Here is a 16944-nt window from a genome sequence, read left to right as displayed (position 1 = left end):
ACAGCGTCGCGCGATGTCATGAGCGGGCCGACAGCCGCCCGGCCGTCGGTGCGTGCGTGGGAGCCGCCCCCGTGGCTGTGGGTGACCCTGGTCCTCTTCGTGGTGCAGGTCCCCGCACTGATCGGCCACGCCTTCGGAGTGGGCGACGGCCTGGGCCGGCTCGACGCGGCGGGCCGGGGCCGGTTCGTCACCGCGATGCTCAGCCTGGTGCAGTTGTTGCCGCTGTTCTTCCTGCTGGCCGCCGTCCTCGCGCTCCTCTTCCCGACGGTCCGCTGCCGCGCCATCGAGTGGCGCCACGGACTCCTGCCCCCGGATCATCCGCTGGTCGCTCCGACGCCAGGACCCCCGCCCGCACCGACCGGAGCGCCGGCGGAGCCAGGCGCGGCGCCGTTCGGAGCGCCGACGGAGCCAGGCGCCCGGCCGACACCGTCAGGTACGCCCGCACCGCACTTCCACCGGCAGATGCAGGCCTTCCTGGACGAGCACGCGCCGGGCGCCCGACTGCGCATCAGCACACGGTCCGGCCTGTCCGCCCGCGTCTATCCGGGCGACCGGCGGGCGACACGGGTCGGGGTCTTCGCCCCGCTCGTGCATCTGTGGGAGACGGACGCGGCGGCGGCCCGCGCGGTACTCCTGCACGAGCTCGGACATCTGCGCCGCGGCGAGCAGCATGTCGCCGGTCTCGGCAGCCCGTTCACCGCCTTGGTCCGCGTCTGGCCGTACGTGCTGGTGGTGTTCGTCGTCGTCCCCGTCGCCCTGCTCTTCGCCACGGGCAACGCGACCGCCACGCTGACGCTCGCCGAGGTGGTCCTGGTGCTCTTCAGCGTGCCCAAGGTGCTGCTCCTCGTCGTGGCCGCGCTGTGGTCGGCGGAGCTCGACGCCGACCGATGGGCCGTGCGTACCGCCGGTCCGGACGCCCTCGTCCGCGCCCTGCGCCGTCTGGAGCAGGGCGACCACGGCGGCCTGGCCCGGCTTCACCACCCGCCCGTACGGCTGCGGATCTGGTGCGCGACACGGGAGGAGAGCGGCGCGGTGCAACTCCTGTCCGCGCTGCTCTGGCCGAGCGCCCTCCTCGCCCAGCTCCTCCTGGCCGTGCTGGGCGCCGTACCGGCGTACGAACTGCTGGGCGCGTCAAGGGAACGCGCCACCCGGGAGGCGCTGGCGCTGGCCCATCACGCGCTCACCGCCGACCCCGCATGGTGGGTGACACTCGCCGTCGTCCTGGTGTGGCCACTGGTGAGGCGCGTCCGCGTCGCCTCCGGCGGCCGGATCGCGGTCATCTCGGCCAGGGTCCACGCGGCGGCGGTCCTGTTCCCCGCGACGGTCCTGCTCGTCGGACTGCTGCCCCTGGTGTCCCGCCCTTCGGGAGGAGTGTTCGCCGACGACGCGGACGAGCGCCGCTCGGCGCGCACGGGCGGGCCGAGCGGAAGGGCCGGCGGGGCGGGCGGGACCCCCACGGCGTGTCCCAGCCCTTCGGCACCGGCCGCGCCGCCGCGCCCGCGGGGACTGCCGTCCTTCACCGACGGGCCGTCGCCGGCACCGGGGAGCACGGTGTCGCCGTCGGCGGACGCGACCCGGACCTTCCACACCGTCGCCGTCACCTCCCTCGAACCGCTGTCGGGGACCCGGGCCCAGCAGGCCGCGGCCTTCGGGGACCGCATGCGGCAGGCACACTGGACACTGCACGACGACGGCCGTCTCACCGCCGACGTCCCGGAGGTGCCCGCTCTGCGCAGCACCGGTGTGCGCGGCGCGACCCGATGGCTCACCGGGCGGCGCACGGACCACACGGACGTGAGCGCGACCGCGACCTGGGTGGAGGCCCGGCTCGTCGTCGCCCGGGACGGTACCCCCGTACGGCTGGACCTCGTCAGAGCGGCGTCGCAGTCGCTGCGGGCGGTGGTCGACTGCCAGGAGTTCACCACGACTTCGAGCACCGGCGTACGGCTGTCCCTGACGCTCGGCCAGGAGTGAGCCCGCCTTCCCTAACTGAGGATTAAGGGCGCATTAAGGCCCCCGGGAGACCGGGACATAGTTCAAATATCCACGTTCCGGGCTGACTTGAGGGACAGGACGAAGGGTTGGCCCGGGGAGACCTCGTGCGTAGCATCGGGGCCCATCGGTGGCGCTCACCCCACGTTTGAGAGCGCTCTCAATGGTCCCCCCACCGCCTCGCAGAGGCACAAGTACCAAGGAGCACTGCACACATGACGCCTCGTCACCAGCGCAACCTCTCCCGCCGCAAGCTGTTCGTCGCGCTCGGCGGCATGGCCGTGGCGGCACCGGCGATCGCCGCCGTCGCGCCGCACGCCCTGGCCGGGACGACGGACCGCACCACGAAGGCAGCCGCGGGCTCGCTCCCGCTGACGATCGTCAACGACAGCGGCTCCTTCGACAACGCGTCCGTGCACGTCTACATCGTCGGCAACCAGGACGGACAGCAGGTCCGTGTCACCCAGGACGGCACCCTGGCCCCCATATCCCTCTCGGACAACGGCGCGGACGGCTTCACGGACTACGCGCTCAGCCTCTCCGCCGGCGGCGAGACCCGACTCTCCCTGCCGTACATGTCCGGGCGCGTCTATGTGTCCCTCGGCGAGAAGCTCAAGTTCAAGGCCGTGGCGGACGGCAACGGCAACGCGGCCCTCCAGTACCCGGCCGGGTGGGTCGCCTCCGACCCCAACTACGGCGTGCTGCACGACTGTGCCGAGTTCACCCACAACCCGTCCGGGATGTTCTGCAACACGACGATGGTCGACATGTTCAGTGTGCCCCTCAGCATCCGGCTGACCGGGGACGAGCAGCAGACCACGGGCACCCTGCGCGAGGGCGGACGAGCCGCCGCCTTCGCGGCCGTGCGCGAGGCCGACGAGTTCGCCCCGCTGGTCGTGGACGACGTGCGGGTCATCGCTCCCGGACACGGTCTCGACGCCGGTCTCTTCGGCAAGGACTACTTCGCCCCGTACATCGACGAGGTCTGGAGCACCTACACCGGGAAGGACCTCACCGTCACCACGAACGCCGGCACGTTCACCGGCCGGGTGCGCGCAGACAAGTTCACCTTCGACGGGCCCGCCGCGGTGTCCTTCAGCAAGCCCACCACCCGCGACGTCCTGTTCTGCGACGGCAACCTCGCCGCACCCAACGACGGCACGACCGGTCCGGTCGCGGCGGTCCTCGGTGCCGGATTCAACCGCTCCACCCTGCTCAGCGTGCCGGCCCAGCCAAGCACGGCCGCGAGCGACTTCTACCGGACCGACCTGACCAACCACTACGCCAAAGCGATCCACGCGGCGACCGAGGACGGCAAGGCCTACGGCTTCGCCTTCGACGACGTCGCCGACTTCGCCTCGTACGTCCAGGACACGGCCCCCACGGAGATCCGGCTCACCCTGACGCCCTTCTAGAGCTCCGGGGCGGTCCCCGGGCTGCTCCGCGCGGGTGTGCCACGGCCGCCCCGGGAGGCCCGGGCCCGTGCCGGAGGGCATGGTGGAGGGGTGACTGTGCTGGCTGTGCTGTTCGCCCTGCTGGGGGCCGCGAGTAACGCGATGGGGACGGCGTTCCAGCGCAAGGCGGCATCCACCGTCCCGACCGGCGGCGGTCTGCGTCTGCTGATCGCACTGGCACGGCAGCCCGCGTGGCTGATCGGCATCGCCGGAGTGATCGGGGCCGCGGCCTTCCAGGCCCTGGCCCTCGTGAACGGGCCACTGGCACTCGTGCAGCCCCTGTTCATCCTGGAACTGCCCTTCGCCCTGCTGTTCGCCATCCCGTTGCTGCACCGGCGTCTGCCCCGCGCGGGGTGGTGGGCCGTCGCGGGAGTGGTCGTGGGCCTCGGACTGGTCCTCGGCTCGGCCGCGCCGTCGGGCGCGACACACCAGGCGCCGATGACGCGGTGGGTCCCGGTGCTGGTGGTGTGCCTCGGAGCCGTCGGCTGCGCGATCGCACTGGCCCGGCCGGGGCGACCGCCGCTGTTCCGGGCCGCCGTGCTCGGCTCGGCGTCGGCCGTCAGCAACGCGCTGACGGCCGCGCTGCTGAAATCGTCCGCCGGGGCGCTCGCCGACCACGGTCTCGACGCCTTCCTCGGCGCGTGGCAGACGTACGGCTTCGCGGTGACCGGCGTCGGCGCCATCCTGCTGCTGGAGAACGCCCTGCAGGCGGGCCCCCTCGCCGCGTCGCAGCCCGCCCTCACCATCGGCGACGCGACGGTCAGCCTGCTGCTGGGCGTCGTCCTGTTCGACGAGAGCGTCCGCACCGGCTGGTGGCTGCTGCCCGAGGCCGTCGGCGTCGGGCTGATCCTGTGGGGTGTGGTGAGGCTGACCCGGGTCGTGCCGCACATCGGGGATCTGGCCCACTGACCGACACGCCGGAGAGAGCGTCCGGCACGGTCCCGCGCGGCGCGCCGCACACGCACGCATACAGCCGTCGGCCGCCGCCCCGACTCGGGGCGGCGGCCGACGGACCGGTCGTCGCGTGCGGACCTCAGATGACGGAGGGGTCGAGCAGTCCGGCGCGCAGCCGCTTGAGGATGCGGGTGATCAGGCGGGACACGTGCATCTGCGAGATGTTGAGCTCCTCACCGATCTGGGCCTGCGTGCGCTCCTCGACGAACCGCATGTGAATGATCCGGCGCTGACGCTCGTCGAGTTCGGCGATCAGCGGTGCCAAGGAGTGGAAGTCCTCGACGAGTTCCAGCGACGGGTCGTCCTCGCCGATGAAGTCCGCGAGGACGGCCTCGCCGTCCGCCCCGCCGTCGGCGGTGAGCGCGGCGTCGAGGGAGGAGGAGTTGTAGCCGTTGGAGGCCTTGCGGGCCTCGATGACCTCTTCCTCGGACAGGGACATCAGCTCGGACAGCTCGCGCGTGGTCGGAGTACGGCCTAGGCGGGTGCGGAGTTCCTCCGTCGCCTTCGCGAGCTCGACCCGCGCCTCCTGGAGACGGCGGGGCACATGGACGGCCCAGCTCGTGTCGCGGAAGAACCTCTTGATCTCACCGACGATGTACGGCACCGCGAAGGAGGTGAACTCGACCTCGCGGGACAGCTCGAAGCGGTCGATGGCCTTGATGAGGCCGATCGTGCCGACCTGGACGATGTCCTCCATCTCGCCCTGGCTGCGGCTGCGGAAGCGCGCCGCCGCGTACCGCACGAGGGAGAGGTTCATCTCGATGAGGGTGTTGCGCGCGTACTGGTATTCGTGCGTGCCTTCTTCCAGCACGGCCAGTCGGTCGAAGAACGGCCGGGACAGTTCGCGGGCGTCCTTGGGACTGATCTTCAGCGGCTCGTCGATCTGAGGAAGGATCGCCTCCTCTGCCGTCACTGCCTGCTGTGCCGTGTCCGTCGCGTTCGCCTCCGCCACGGCTGCCATGCCGTCCACCCCATATCTCCGAAGGAATTGATGACAGGGCGCGTCTGCCCTGCTTCATGTGGGTCATGCCTGCCGGTTCCGGAAATTCTCTGGAAGACGATCTTCCGTGGACGTCCCGGAGCCGGACCGATCAGTGCTTCTCCACGAAGCCGTCGTCCGGATGCAGTTCGCGCAGTGTCTTCCGGCGGGCGCGCCGGACGGTTCGGTGGACAGGTCCCGGGGCAGGGGAGCGCCGGGGCGCACCATCGGCGGTGCGCCGGAGCCGCCGGGCGACAGAACCGGGGCAACGGTCGCCGCGTAAACTGGGTTTCGGGGTGAGCATGTGGGCATGGAGCAGCGAGAAGTCAGCGTTCCGCCACTTCTGACCCTTCTGTGCCTCGGTATCGAGCCGCTCGCCCCGCGCGGCTGGAAGCAGGCCCGCACCGCCTTGTCCGGCCGCGGAGTTCACCGAGCGGCGCACTTCAGCGGTCGTGGTCCTTCCGTGCGGGCGCGGTGCGACGGTCGGGCGGCGAGGGCGGTGACATGACGCCCGCGACACCGCCCGCCGACCTCTTCGCCCACCCCGCTCTCCTCTACGACGGCGACCAGGAGTACGTCGACGGCACCGCTCCCTTCGTGCGGGAGGGCCTGGCCGCCGGGCATCCGGTCGCCGTGGCCGTGCCGGTCCGACGGCTCGGACTGCTCCGGTCCGCCCTCGGCGCGGACGCGGACCACGTCCGCTGGATCGACATGACCCAGGCGGGACGGAACCCCGGCCGGATCATTCCCTCGGTGCTGCGCGCCTTCGCCGACGCCCACCCGGGCAGGCGCGTGCGCATCGTCGGCGAGCCGATCTGGGACGGTCGGACGTCCGAGGAGTACCCGGCCTGCGTCCAGCACGAGGCGCTCATCAATGCGGCGTTCGGCGGACGCGACGTCACGATCCTGTGCCCGTACGACGCACGGGCCCTGTCCGAGGGCGTGATCGCGGACGCCCACGCCACGCACCCCGTCGTGATCCGTGCGGGCCGGGCCGGTGTCAGCCACGCCTACGACCCCGACGGCGTGCTCGCCCGCTACAACGAGGCGCTGCGGCATCCGCCGGGAGCGGCGGCGGTCCGGTTCGACGCGGAGTTCCTCCCGGCCGCGCGGGACTTCGCGGTCGACGAGGCGCGCGAGCGGGGGATGGGACCGGCTCGCCTGCAGGACCTGAACCTCGTCGTCGCCGAGCTCACGACCAACAGCGTTGTGCACGGGGGCGGTTCGGGGACGCTGCGGATCTGGGCCGAGGACGACCGGATCGTGTGCGAGGTGCAGGACGAGGGGCGCCTGTCGGACCCGATGGCCGGGCGGCGCCCGGTGCGGCCCGACCAGATCGGTGGGCGCGGACTGTTCCTCGTCCACTTCGTCTCCGACCTCGTCCGAGTGCACACCGGGAGGTCCGGGACCACCGTGCGCAGCTATCTCGCCCGCACTTGACCTCTTTCGCCGCCCGCTTCCCCACGGGCGGCCCCGCTTCGCCAGGGTGCCCCGACGTGTGCGGACCGGCTTCGCGATTGCGCCAAAAGGGTTGTGAGAGGGGGTACTTGTGAATGAAGGGGCGACAGGCGGGCACACGAAGGCCAAATGGAGAGAGGAGCCCTCGCCGTGCTCGTGCCCGACCCGAAGGTAGTGCGGAGGCTGTTGACCCGCTACGCGTCACTGAAGATCGCGTACGCCGAGAAGGAGACCCTGGAGACAGCTCGCGCGCTCGAGGACGTCACCTACACGCTCTGTGTGATGACCGGGACCAACCGCGTCCATGACGCCGTGGCCGCGGCGGACGCCCTGCTGGTCGCCGCGGGCGGACAGCGCGGACCCGCCGACGACGAGGGACGGGATCAGCCCCCCTTCCCCATGGCGCGTGTACGGCCGCCCGTCGAGGCGGTCGCCGCGCACGGCCGGCCGGCCACCGTGCCCGGCAGCCGGGGCGGCGCCGTGCCCGGGACGCTCGTCTGACGGGTCGTGCCGTTCGCATCGTGCTGGTGAGGGGCGTTGTCGCCACCCCCGCGGGGGTGGCGACAACGCCCCTCACCGGTTGCCCGTCCTCAAGTGCCCGGCGTGCCCGTCGCGTCCTCGGGCGAGGCATGCGCCGCCCGGGCGTCCACATGTGCGAGGGCCTCGTCGACGCTGTCCGCGAGCGACACGGTGAGACTGACTCCGGTGAGGTCGAGGATGCGCCGCACGGCGGGTGTGGGAGCGATGACGTGCACGCTGCCCGCCACTTCGCGTGTCTCCTGGTAGCCCCTCAGGATGACGTTCATCCCCGACGAGTCCATGAACGGGACGCCCGACAGATCGAGAAGGAAGTGCCGGCGTCCGTGATGGAGCTGATTGGCCAGATGGTGGTGCAACTCCGTCGCCGTGTCGATGTCCAGGAAACCGTCCACGGCCAGCAGGGCGGCGTCCGCACGGGGCACGGAGACATCGATGGACAACGGATTCTGGGCTCCGGACATGGATTCCTCCCACAGGTAGGACAAGTAGGAGGCCTGGTAACCCGTTTGTTCGATTCGACGCATCGCGGACACGGATCTTTTTCGTCCGGGCCGCTACTCGCCTCGATGCCGCCAGTACCAGACGAGGCCCGTGGCGGCCGCGCAGAGGAAGATCACGGGGAGGATCAGCCCTGGGATGCGGTCCGCCGTCATGACGGGGTCCCGGTGGACGGTCGGGCCGAGGAGTCCCCGGTGTCGGGCATTGCGTTCCGTTCGCGACGAGGCGTGGGCCCCCGGGGTGCGCGCGGCGACGGGAGCAGGACGTGCGACGCTCGCACCCCGGGTGGCGTGAAGTCAATGATGGCGGCAGGAACCCCGTCGAGTCCCGGTCCGCGGAAGCGGACTTGTGTGCGAGGGAGTCCCACGGCGCACATCGCTCCGCTGCGAGCCGAGCGCACCCTCGGCGCCGGTCGGCGGAGGTCAGTGCCGTCCGCGCAGCCTGCCGAGGAGCCGCTGCGCCTGTGCCCGGCGACGGGGGTCCGCCGCGGCCCGGCGCACCTCCTCCGTGGCGCGCCGGCCCTGCGGGCTGCGCGCGAACTGCTTGATCCGGTCCACGATTCCGGGCATGACGGTCCTCCAGGCAGGGGTTCGCGGTGGTCGCTCGTACCGTGCGGCTACCCCGTCCCCGCCGGTGCAGGCCCGCGCGTCGGGGCGCGGCGGGCATCGACCCCGCGCCCCGGTCCCGGTCGTCTCCCGCTCGACCGCCGGGCGGGCGAGCGGACGCGACATCTCTGGGCAGGGCCAAAACGCATGGTGACCGCCACGGATGTTCCCGGAGGGACTTGGGGTGAGCGACTTGCAGTCGTACCACCGGGCGCGAGATGGTTGTCGGAAGGAAACAATCCCAGTCGACCGGAAAGGTGGTGGGCCCGCCTCCGCGGTCCCTTGCTCGTGGACACTTCCCAGCAGCCCCCTGCCAGCCCGCGCAGTGTCGGCCTCGGCGCGACGTGGGGATCCGCCCCCTACCCCGTGGTGGTCGCGGACCCATCCGGTGGCGTGGTCGAACTGAACGCGGCGGCGGCCGCGCTCTTCCCGGGTGCGGTCACCGGCTCCTGGCTGACGGACGTGACCCCGGCGTGGATCGCCGACGCCCATGCCCGCGTCCGGACCCGCCCGGAGGGCGGCGAGTTCAGGTGGCCGGCCCACGGCGCGGTCGGGGACCGGACCTTCGAGGCGCATCCCACCTGCGCCGACGACGGCGACGTGATGTGGTGGCTGGTCGACGACACCGACCGGCGGCTGGCCGAGGACGCCCTCAAGAACGAACGCGAGCGCACCGCTTTCCTGGCCGGCGCGTCCAGTGCCCTGCTGTCGTCGCTGAACGTCGAGCGCTGCATGGAGGTCACGGCCCGCCTGGCCGCCGAACACCTCGCGGACGCCGCGGTGATCGTGGCGCCGCCGCGCGGCAAGAACGTACCGCTGACGTACTGCGGGCCCGACGGAGCGGTCACGCATCGTACGGTGCAGGAGAACATCGACCTCCTGCCGGGACTCGGTGACGCCCTGCGCGGATTCCCGCCCGTCCCGTCCCGCTGGATCGATCCGGCCACCGTTCCGGCCTGGGCCGTCCCCGACGGCTTCGCGCAACCCGTCGGCTCCGCCGTCGTGACACCGCTGCCCGGTCACGGGGTTCCGGCCGGCGCGCTCGTCCTGCTCCGCGCCTGCGACCGGGCGGCCTTCTCGGAGGGCGAGGAGATCTTCGCCCGGCTCTTCGCCTCGCGGGCGGGCGCGGCCATGTCGGCGGCCCGCATGTACGCCGAGCAGGCGGCCATCACCACCACGCTGATGCGTGAGCTGCTGCCGCCGCAACTGCACAGCGTGCACGGCGTGGAGTTCGCCGGGAAGTACCGGCCCTCGGGCCAGGCCGACCGGGTGGGCGGCGACTTCTACGACGTCCACCCCGGTGCGGACGCGGACCAGGAGTCCCTCGTCGTCCTCGGGGACGTGTGCGGCAAGGGGCTGGAAGCCGCGGTGCTGACCGGCAAGATCCGCAACACGGTGCAGGCGCTGCTGCCGCTGGCCGACGACCATCAGCGGCTGCTGGGCCTGCTCAACGGAGCGCTGATGAACTCCCATCACGCCCGGTTCGCCACCCTGGCGCTCGCCTCCGTCGTCCGCCGCGGCGGCAATGTCCGTCTGCGCGTCACCAGCGCGGGCCATCCCGCGCCGCTGATCGTGCGCGCCGACGGACAGGTCGAACAGGCGCCGACACGCGGGACGCTCGTCGGCGCGTTCTGGGACATCAGCTCCACCACGGCGCACCTCGAACTGGCCCCGGGCGAGACCTGCCTCTTCTTCACCGACGGCATCACCGAGGCCCGCGGCGGCCCGCTCGGCGACGAACTCTTCGGCGCCGAGCGACTGGAGGCCGCGCTCACCCAGTGCGCGGGCATGCCCGCCGAGGCGGTCGTGGAGCACGTGCAGATGCTCGCGGCCCAGTGGGTCGGACGGGGCGGCCACGACGACATGGCGACCGTCGCCGTCACCGCACCGCACCACGCGCACCTCAGTGCGGTGAACGGCCACACCCGGGGCAGGTACACCGCATGACGAGACGTTCCGCCCACGCCGACGGCGGCGTGGCACTCGACGACGCCCGGGAGCGTCTGTGGTCCGCGGTGCACGGCGGCGACGAACACGGCGCCGTCGCCGTCGTTCTCGACGCCGCGAGATCCTCCGCCGACCTGGAGGCGGTGCTGCTCGACCTGATCGCCCCCGTCCAGGCGAAGGTCGGCGTGGAGTGGGCGGCGAACCGGCTGACCGTCGCACAGGAGCACACCGCGACCGCCATACACGAGCGCGTCATCGCGGCTCTGGCCCACCACCCCGACCACCGCACGCGCGTACCGGCCGGCCCCCGCGTCACCGTGGCCTGCGTGGACGGCGAATGGCACGCCCTGCCCGCCAGGCTGCTGTCCGAGGTGCTGCGGCTGCGCGGCTGGAACGTCGACTTCCTCGGCGCCCACGTGCCCACCCCGCACCTCATCGCACATCTGCACCGGACGGGCCCCCAGGCGGTCGCCCTGTCGTCCTCCATCCCCACCCATCTGCCCACGGCACACAGCGCCATCACGGCCTGTCAGGCGACCGGCGTCCCCGTCATCGCGGGCGGCGCGGCGTTCGGGCCCGACGGCCGCTACGCCCGCGCGCTCGGGGCGGACGCCTGGGCCCCGCACGCCAGGGAAGCGGCCACGCTCCTCGAAAGGGGCCTGAGCCGCCGCGATCCGCTGGCCGCCCACCAGGCCGTGGACGACCTGCCGCATCTGGCCGACCAGGAATACACCATGGTCGTGCGCACCACGCACCAGCTCGTCAAGGGGACGCTGACGGAACTGGAGGACCGGTTCGCGCCGATGCGCGGCTACACGGAACGCCAGCGCCGGCACACCGCCGAGGACATCGCCCACATCGTCGAGTACCTGGCCACCGCGCTGTACGTAGCCGACGACGAGCTGTTCGCCCGGTTCATCCTGTGGACCGCGGACATTCTCACGGCCCGACGCGTTCCCGCCCGCAGCCTCGACCCCGCTCTCGACCTGCTGGCCGCGCAGCTCAAGGATTTCCCGCGCGCCTGTCACGCACTGGCCCACGCACGGGAGGCGCTCAGGTCCCGAACGCCAGCACAGAAGATCCCCGGCCCCGGAAAGCCCGCATGACCACTTCACATCCTCCGTCCTTCTCGCTCACCGTCGAGGTCGAGACCACCGAAGCCGTGGTCCGCGTCGTCGGGGATCTCGACTACGAGACGTGCGACGAGTTGGTGAGCACCGTCCGACAGACCCTCGCCGGCCGGGCCGGTTGCCCGCACGGCGTCCAGGGGCTGCACGTGGACTTCGCCGGACTCGACACCATCGACTCCATGGGCCTTTCCGCCCTGCTGATGATCCGGCGTCAGACGGACGCCGCGGGGGTCCGTCTGCATCTCGACGAGCGCCCGGCCGGCCTCGAGCGGCTCCTGGACATCACGGGAACGCTCGCCCACCTCACCGCACCCTGCGACGTGGGCCGAGGCGAACAACGCCCCGGAGCCGGCTGACTCCTGGGCGCGGACCCCGGACGGGACAGGGGCGTGCGGGCATGCCCCTGGCGCGATCACGGCAAGGGAAAGTCCACCGAATGCAGGCCGGACGACGGGGTAATTGCAGCCCTGGAGCGCGACACGGACGGATTTCCCCCCACCCGGCCTCCACCTGCCGGTTCTCGCCCAGGGCGGGAACCGCCGGTGGCGATGCCGGCGACACAGAAGGAGTACACGGTGACTGTCGACAGAATCTGGTCCTACGCCCCCGAGTTCGGTCATCCCGAGGCCCATGAACTCACCGGATACTCCGTCGAGGCGACCGACGGGACGATAGGGCATGTCGACCGGCAGGCCGACGACTCCGGCATGCGTCACCTGATCGTCGACACGGGTGTATGGGTGTTCGGGAAGAGCGTGCTAGTTCCCGTGGGTGTCGTGGCCGGAATCGACACCGAGAGTCAGAAGATCACCGTGTCGTGCACACGGGAGGAGATCAAGTCGGCCCCCGTGTTCAAGACCGACCGTGAGACGTTCGACCCCGCATACTTGGCCGACGTCGGCAGCTATTACCGAAGCCTGCCGGCCGGAAGGCCAGACTGATGGGCAGCGCGAGGCGTGCCCCTGACAGAGCAGACCGGAAAGAGTGTGCAGATGCCCGACGAGTTGCAGGCCACGGTCACGCACGGGGCGGCCCAAGACGCCTTCGTCGTACGCGTGGGCGGCGACATCGATTACGAGAGCGCCCCTCGACTGGAGGAGGCCCTCGACGAGGCGCACCGGGTGGGCGCCTCACGCACGGTCGTGGATCTCTCGGAAGTGGCCTTCGCGGACTCGTCGGTCCTGCACGTCCTCCTCGAAGCACAGCGTGCCCACCGGTCCCGTGAAACCGTCATGGTGGTGTGCGGACCGTTCAGCGACATCGTTCGGAGGCTGTTCGAGGTGACAGGGACCGAGGACTTCTTCGTCCTGGTGGACAGCGTGCAGGCGGCCTTGGCCCTCCCGGACCCGGCGACCGAGCGATGAACCACATCAACGGCCTTCCGGCAGCCCACGAGAACCTGGCCTCGCTCCCGGTGGACGGGCACGCCATCACGAGTGCGGCGGCGGCACGCGACCACGTCCGGTCGTTGCTGCGCGATCACTGGAGTCCACCCCAGGGCGGGGTGGGCCCGGACGCCGTCACCGATCTCCTCCTCGTCGTCTCCGAACTGGTGACGAACGCCATTCGGCACGGCGGGGGGCTGGCCGGCTTCACCGCGACGGTGATCGACGGCGGCATACTGCTCGACGTGCGCGACAACAGCGACGTCGTCCCCACCCCGGCCCACGGCACCGGGGAGTTCCCCCAGGGACACCAAGTCAGCGGCTACGGCTGGCCGTTGATCATCCGGCTGTCCCGCGACATCACCATCGAACCGGGTCCGCGGGGCGGCAAGACCGTCAGGGTCTTCGTCCCCCTGGCGTGAAGCGGAGGGCGGTCAGGCCCGGCAGGTGGCCCGCGGTCACATCGCCATGGGCAGGCCCCACCCGCGTTCGACGGCCACGGCGTGGGCGACGTGCGCCGCGGCGACGTCCAGGGCGGCATGGCCGGTCGACTTGAACAGCGTCAGTTCGCTCTCGTCCCGGCGGCCGGGGTGCCGTCCGGACAGGACGGAACCCAGCAGCGCGACGGTTTGCCCGGCCGGGAGGTCCTGCAACTCGTGGGCGCCGGACGGCGGCCGGGTGTCCGCGGCGCCGGGCCACTCGGCGAAGAGAGTGGCGTCGCGCACGGTGTCGGCGTCCACCTCGGGACCGTGGGATCCGCCCACGGAGCTGATGTGCGTGCCGGGGGAGAGCCAGTCGCGACGGATCACCGGCCGCACGGCGCCGGTGCAGCAGAAGACCGTGTCCGCTTCGCGGACGGCCGCCTCGACGGTGTCCGCGGCCCGAGCGGCCGGATGCGGCGCGGCGGCGCTCTCCGCGCGTCGCCGGTCGCGTCCGGCGACGACGACGGGGACGGTGGGGTCGAGCGCCGCCAGCAGGCCCACCTGCGCTCGGGCCTGCGCGCCGGTCCCGACGACGGCGATGCGCTCGGGCCGGGGCCGGGCCAGCGCGCGGGCGCTGACGGTGGCGACCGCCGCCGTGCGGATCTCGGTGAGCGGCTCGGCGTCCATCAGGCAGAGCGGGCTGCCGTCCTCGGCGTCGAAGAGGGCGACGATGCCGCGGTGGCTGCTGCGCCCCGGCCGTGCCGGATCACCGAACACGGAGACGAGCTTCGCCGCGAGGCCGAGCCCGGGAACGTAGCCGGGCATGGCCCCGAGCAGACCGCCGGGGGCACGGGCCGCGATCCGGGGCGGCGCGGAGGCCTCGCCCCGGCCGACGGCGATCAGGGCCGTCGTCACGGCGTCCACGACACGCCGCGGGTCGAGCGACGCGCGCGTCCGTGCGCCGTCGAGGAAGAGCATCTCGCTCATGCCGTCCCCTCCGCCGTCCCGGACGGCCCCGCCGAGCCGGTGAGGAGCGAGGACAGTGCGTCCGTCGCGTCGCGCAGGGCCCGGCGCAGTTCGGGCAGACGGGTCTCGTCGAACTCCGCGGCGAGGCCGACCACGGTCACCGCGCAGACGGGCCTGCCCGGTTGGGGCACGACCGCCCTGCTCAGCGAGGCGACGGGTTGTTCGTTGCGTCCGTACTCGACGGCGAATCCGGTGCGTTCGGTGCGCTCGACGTCGGCCAGCAGCCCCTCCGGACCGGTCAGCGCGTGACCCGCTTCCTCGGCGACGCCCAGATACGGGGCCCGCTCCGCGGGGGTCAGTGCGGCGACCAGAGCCAGCGGTCCGGCGAACCGGTGCACCGGCAGGGCCTCGCCCATCAGGCGGGTGATCATCGAGAGACGGTCGGGGCGTACGACGTCGATCACCCGGGAGCGGTCGGTCTCCGGCACCTGGAGATTGACCATCATGGCGGTGCGCTCGGCCAGTGGCGTGAGGACCGGCCGGGCCAGGGCGACGAGCGAGTTCCGGGCCGCGGACGACGACAGCTGGAGGACCGCGGTGCCCGGCAGATAGCGGTCGCCCGCCCGCAGCACCCAGCCGCGGCGCACCAGGTCGAGCAGCACGCGATAGGCGGTCGCCCGGTGCAGGCCGACCTCCTCGGCCAGATCGGTCAGGCGCAGGGGATGCGGTGAACGGGCCACGGCCTCGACCAGGTCCAGGGCCTTGTCCACGGCGGTGCGCGGTGCTTCCGGCAATGCCCACCCCTCCTTGTGGTGTCCGCGGCGGCGAGCGTACGGTAACGCATGTTTCGGCAAGCGATACAGGTGTTACGTACAGCGTAACAAGCGACGATGCGAGGTGAAGATGGCGGACGAGACTTCGGGCGCTCCGGTCCCGTACGCGCCCCCGGCCGCGGGAACCGTGGCGGTGTATCGGGGAGCCACCCTGTTCGACGGAACCGGGAGTCCGGCCCGGCCCTCCACGTCGATCGTGACCGACGGCCAGTACATCCTCGCCGTCGGCGACGACACCGAGATCTCCGCCGAACTGCCCGCGGGCGCCGAGGTCTTCGACCTGGACGGCCGCTTCGTCGTCCCCGGCCTGATCGACTCGCACCAGCACCTCGCGACGCCCCCCGACCGGCCGGCGGCCGAGGCGGTGCTGCGCCGGCTCGTGTACAGCGGCGTCACCGCCGTCCGGGACATGGCCGACGACCTGCGGCAGGTGGGAGACCTCGCACGGGCCTCGCTCGTCGGTGAGATCCCCGGCCCGGACATCCGGTACGCCGCGCTGATGGCGGGCCCGGGGTTCTTCGACGATCCGCGCACCCACCAGGTCACCCAGGGAGAGGTGCCCGGGGCGGTGCCGTGGATGCAAGCCGTCACGCCCGACACGGACCTGCGCCTGGCGGTCGCCCTGGCACGGGGCACGCATGCCGCGGCGATCAAGGTCTACGCGGATCTCGACCACGGCACCGTCGCCGCGATCACCGAGGAGGCGCACCGCCAGGGCATCCCCGTGTGGGCACATGCCGCCGTGTTCCCCGCCACGCCCCGACAGGTCGTCCTGGCCGGCGTGGACAGCGTCTCGCACGTCACCCTGCTCGCCTTCGAGGGCCGGGACGCCGAGTTGACGAGCTACAAGCACAAACCGCCGGTCGACCACGAGCGGTTCGCCGCCGGCGACGACCCCGGTGTCGAGGAACTCTTCGCCCTGATGCGCCGACGCGGCACCGTGCTCGACGCGACCGCCGGAATGTGGGCGAGCGACGCGCTGGCCGGAGACGGGCCCGAGGCCGCGGCCAAGGCGGCGGCCGACTCGGAACTCGCCGCCCGCCTCACCGCGCAGGCCCACCGCGCCGGAGTCGACATCTGCACGGGCACGGACTACGAGACCGACCCCAACGACCCGTTCCCCGCCCTGTACGAGGAGTTGGCCTTCCTCGTGGACCGCTGCGGAATGCCCCCCGCGGACGTGCTGCGCTCCGCCACGCTGCTGGGCGCCCGGAGTGCCGGCGTCGAGGACATCAGGGGCAGCGTCGAAGCCGGCAAGCTGGCCGACTTCGTCGTCCTGGACGCCGATCCGCTGGCCGACATCGGTCATCTGCGCAGCGTGTCGCTGACCGTCAAGCGCGGACGCCGCTTCGAGCGCAGCGACTTCGTCCCCGAAGCGCCGCCGACGGAGGCATACCACCGCACCCCGACCCCGGGCGACCGGCAGCCCCACCGCGTCGAGGAGACCCGATGACCACCACCCCCATGATCATCAACGCGCTCGGTCAGCTCGACAATCCCAACGCGCCCCGGTCGGCCGAGGCCGCCGCCGAGCTCAACCCCTCCAGCGAACAACTCACCGTCGACGCGCGGACCCTGGCCGACGCCCATGCCTCCGGCCTCACCGCGGTCAACGTCACCCTGGGATACACCATGGGCGACATGCCGCCGTACGAGCACACGCTGCACGAGATCGCCGTGTGGGACCGCATCGTCCGCGACAACGAGGCCGACCTCCTCAAGGTCCGGACCGTCGCCGATGTGCGCCGGGCCCACCGCGAGGGCAGGATCGGCGTCATCTA

General features: G+C 72.1%; 18 protein-coding genes. 13 read left to right on the top strand and 5 right to left on the bottom strand.

Features of this window, described 5'->3' with window-relative positions; translation table 11 throughout:
• Positions 1-18: 18 nt before the first annotated feature.
• From BKI49_RS00250 to BKI49_RS00240, 3 genes are all read left to right on the top strand, one after another.
• Positions 19-1974, top strand: coding sequence for a M48 family metalloprotease (locus tag BKI49_RS00250; protein ID WP_095932089.1), 1956 nt, complete (start codon positions 19-21; stop codon positions 1972-1974).
• Positions 1975-2207: 233 nt separating this feature from the next.
• The gene (locus BKI49_RS00245; RefSeq protein ID WP_095932088.1) at positions 2208-3407 is read left to right on the top strand and encodes a beta-1,3-glucanase family protein; all 1200 of its coding nucleotides are present in this window, start codon (positions 2208-2210) and stop codon (positions 3405-3407) included.
• 90 nt (positions 3408-3497) lie between these two features.
• Positions 3498-4355, top strand: coding sequence for a DMT family transporter (locus tag BKI49_RS00240; RefSeq protein WP_095932087.1), 858 nt, complete (start codon positions 3498-3500; stop codon positions 4353-4355).
• A gap of 124 nt (positions 4356-4479) precedes the next feature.
• On the opposite strand, the gene BKI49_RS00235 is transcribed toward BKI49_RS00240, so the two are convergent.
• Positions 4480-5361 (bottom strand): RNA polymerase sigma factor SigF, encoded by an 882-nt coding sequence (locus BKI49_RS00235; RefSeq protein WP_095932368.1) that lies wholly within the window; start codon positions 5359-5361, stop codon positions 4480-4482.
• Positions 5362-5883: 522 nt separating this feature from the next.
• On the opposite strand from BKI49_RS00235, the gene BKI49_RS00230 reads away from it, so the two are divergent.
• Positions 5884-6819 carry an anti-sigma factor RsbA family regulatory protein gene (locus tag BKI49_RS00230; protein WP_095932086.1) on the top strand — a complete coding sequence of 312 codons (936 nt, stop codon included), beginning with the start codon at positions 5884-5886 and terminating at the stop codon, positions 6817-6819.
• A gap of 147 nt (positions 6820-6966) precedes the next feature.
• On the top strand, positions 6967-7338 hold the full coding sequence (locus BKI49_RS36230) for a DUF5133 domain-containing protein (RefSeq protein ID WP_373557505.1): 372 nt from the start codon (positions 6967-6969) through the stop codon (positions 7336-7338).
• 89 nt (positions 7339-7427) lie between these two features.
• On the opposite strand, the gene BKI49_RS00220 is transcribed toward BKI49_RS36230, so the two are convergent.
• Entirely contained in the window at positions 7428-7838 is a 411-nt protein-coding gene (locus BKI49_RS00220; protein ID WP_095932084.1) for an STAS domain-containing protein, read from the bottom strand.
• Positions 7839-8297: 459 nt separating this feature from the next.
• Entirely contained in the window at positions 8298-8444 is a 147-nt protein-coding gene (locus BKI49_RS35160; RefSeq protein WP_179332276.1) for a hypothetical protein, read from the bottom strand.
• Positions 8445-8768: 324 nt separating this feature from the next.
• Here BKI49_RS35160 and BKI49_RS00215 point away from each other — a divergent pair, with 324 nt between their 5' ends.
• The 6 genes from BKI49_RS00215 (at position 8769) to BKI49_RS00190 (ending at position 13364) form a co-directional block, all read left to right on the top strand.
• The gene (locus tag BKI49_RS00215; protein WP_373557504.1) at positions 8769-10427 is read left to right on the top strand and encodes a PP2C family protein-serine/threonine phosphatase; all 1659 of its coding nucleotides are present in this window, start codon (positions 8769-8771) and stop codon (positions 10425-10427) included.
• Complete coding sequence (locus BKI49_RS00210) at positions 10424-11533, top strand: cobalamin B12-binding domain-containing protein (RefSeq protein ID WP_095932082.1); 1110 nt, start codon at positions 10424-10426, stop codon at positions 11531-11533. Before BKI49_RS00215 ends, BKI49_RS00210 begins: the two co-directional genes overlap by 4 nt.
• Positions 11530-11913, top strand: coding sequence for an STAS domain-containing protein (locus tag BKI49_RS00205; protein ID WP_095932081.1), 384 nt, complete (start codon positions 11530-11532; stop codon positions 11911-11913). Before BKI49_RS00210 ends, BKI49_RS00205 begins: the two co-directional genes overlap by 4 nt.
• Before the next feature lie 192 nt (positions 11914-12105).
• Positions 12106-12498: a PRC-barrel domain-containing protein gene (locus BKI49_RS00200; RefSeq protein ID WP_257004572.1), complete on the top strand. Its 393-nt coding sequence runs from the start codon at positions 12106-12108 to the stop codon at positions 12496-12498.
• 51 nt (positions 12499-12549) lie between these two features.
• Complete coding sequence (locus BKI49_RS00195; RefSeq protein WP_095932367.1) at positions 12550-12921, top strand: STAS domain-containing protein; 372 nt, start codon at positions 12550-12552, stop codon at positions 12919-12921.
• Positions 12918-13364, top strand: coding sequence for an ATP-binding protein (locus BKI49_RS00190; RefSeq protein WP_107469303.1), 447 nt, complete (start codon positions 12918-12920; stop codon positions 13362-13364). Before BKI49_RS00195 ends, BKI49_RS00190 begins: the two co-directional genes overlap by 4 nt.
• A gap of 36 nt (positions 13365-13400) precedes the next feature.
• Here the strand turns inward: BKI49_RS00190 and BKI49_RS00185 are convergent, their stop codons facing one another.
• Together BKI49_RS00185 and BKI49_RS00180 are read right to left on the bottom strand one after the other, a co-directional pair.
• Positions 13401-14351, bottom strand: a complete 951-nt coding sequence (locus tag BKI49_RS00185; RefSeq protein WP_095932080.1) for an ornithine cyclodeaminase family protein — start codon at positions 14349-14351, stop codon at positions 13401-13403.
• Positions 14348-15124 carry an IclR family transcriptional regulator gene (locus tag BKI49_RS00180; RefSeq protein ID WP_257004553.1) on the bottom strand — a complete coding sequence of 259 codons (777 nt, stop codon included), beginning with the start codon at positions 15122-15124 and terminating at the stop codon, positions 14348-14350. The genes BKI49_RS00185 and BKI49_RS00180 overlap by 4 nt, the downstream gene beginning before the upstream one ends.
• A gap of 109 nt (positions 15125-15233) precedes the next feature.
• Between BKI49_RS00180 and BKI49_RS00175 the strand changes: the two genes are divergently transcribed.
• Together BKI49_RS00175 and BKI49_RS00170 are read left to right on the top strand one after the other, a co-directional pair.
• Positions 15234-16616, top strand: coding sequence for an amidohydrolase family protein (locus BKI49_RS00175; protein WP_095932365.1), 1383 nt, complete (start codon positions 15234-15236; stop codon positions 16614-16616).
• Positions 16613-16944, top strand: a 332-nt coding sequence (locus BKI49_RS00170) for a membrane dipeptidase (RefSeq protein ID WP_179332275.1), incomplete at its 3' end; no start/stop codon positions are given. The genes BKI49_RS00175 and BKI49_RS00170, both read left to right, overlap by 4 nt.

It is taken from the genome of Streptomyces sp. Tue6028, from assembly GCF_002300165.1.
Classification (GTDB): Bacteria; Actinomycetota; Actinomycetes; order Streptomycetales; family Streptomycetaceae; genus Streptomyces; species Streptomyces siamensis.
Note: the sequence above shows the minus strand (reverse complement) of the source record. Positions and strands in the feature narration are given on the sequence as shown.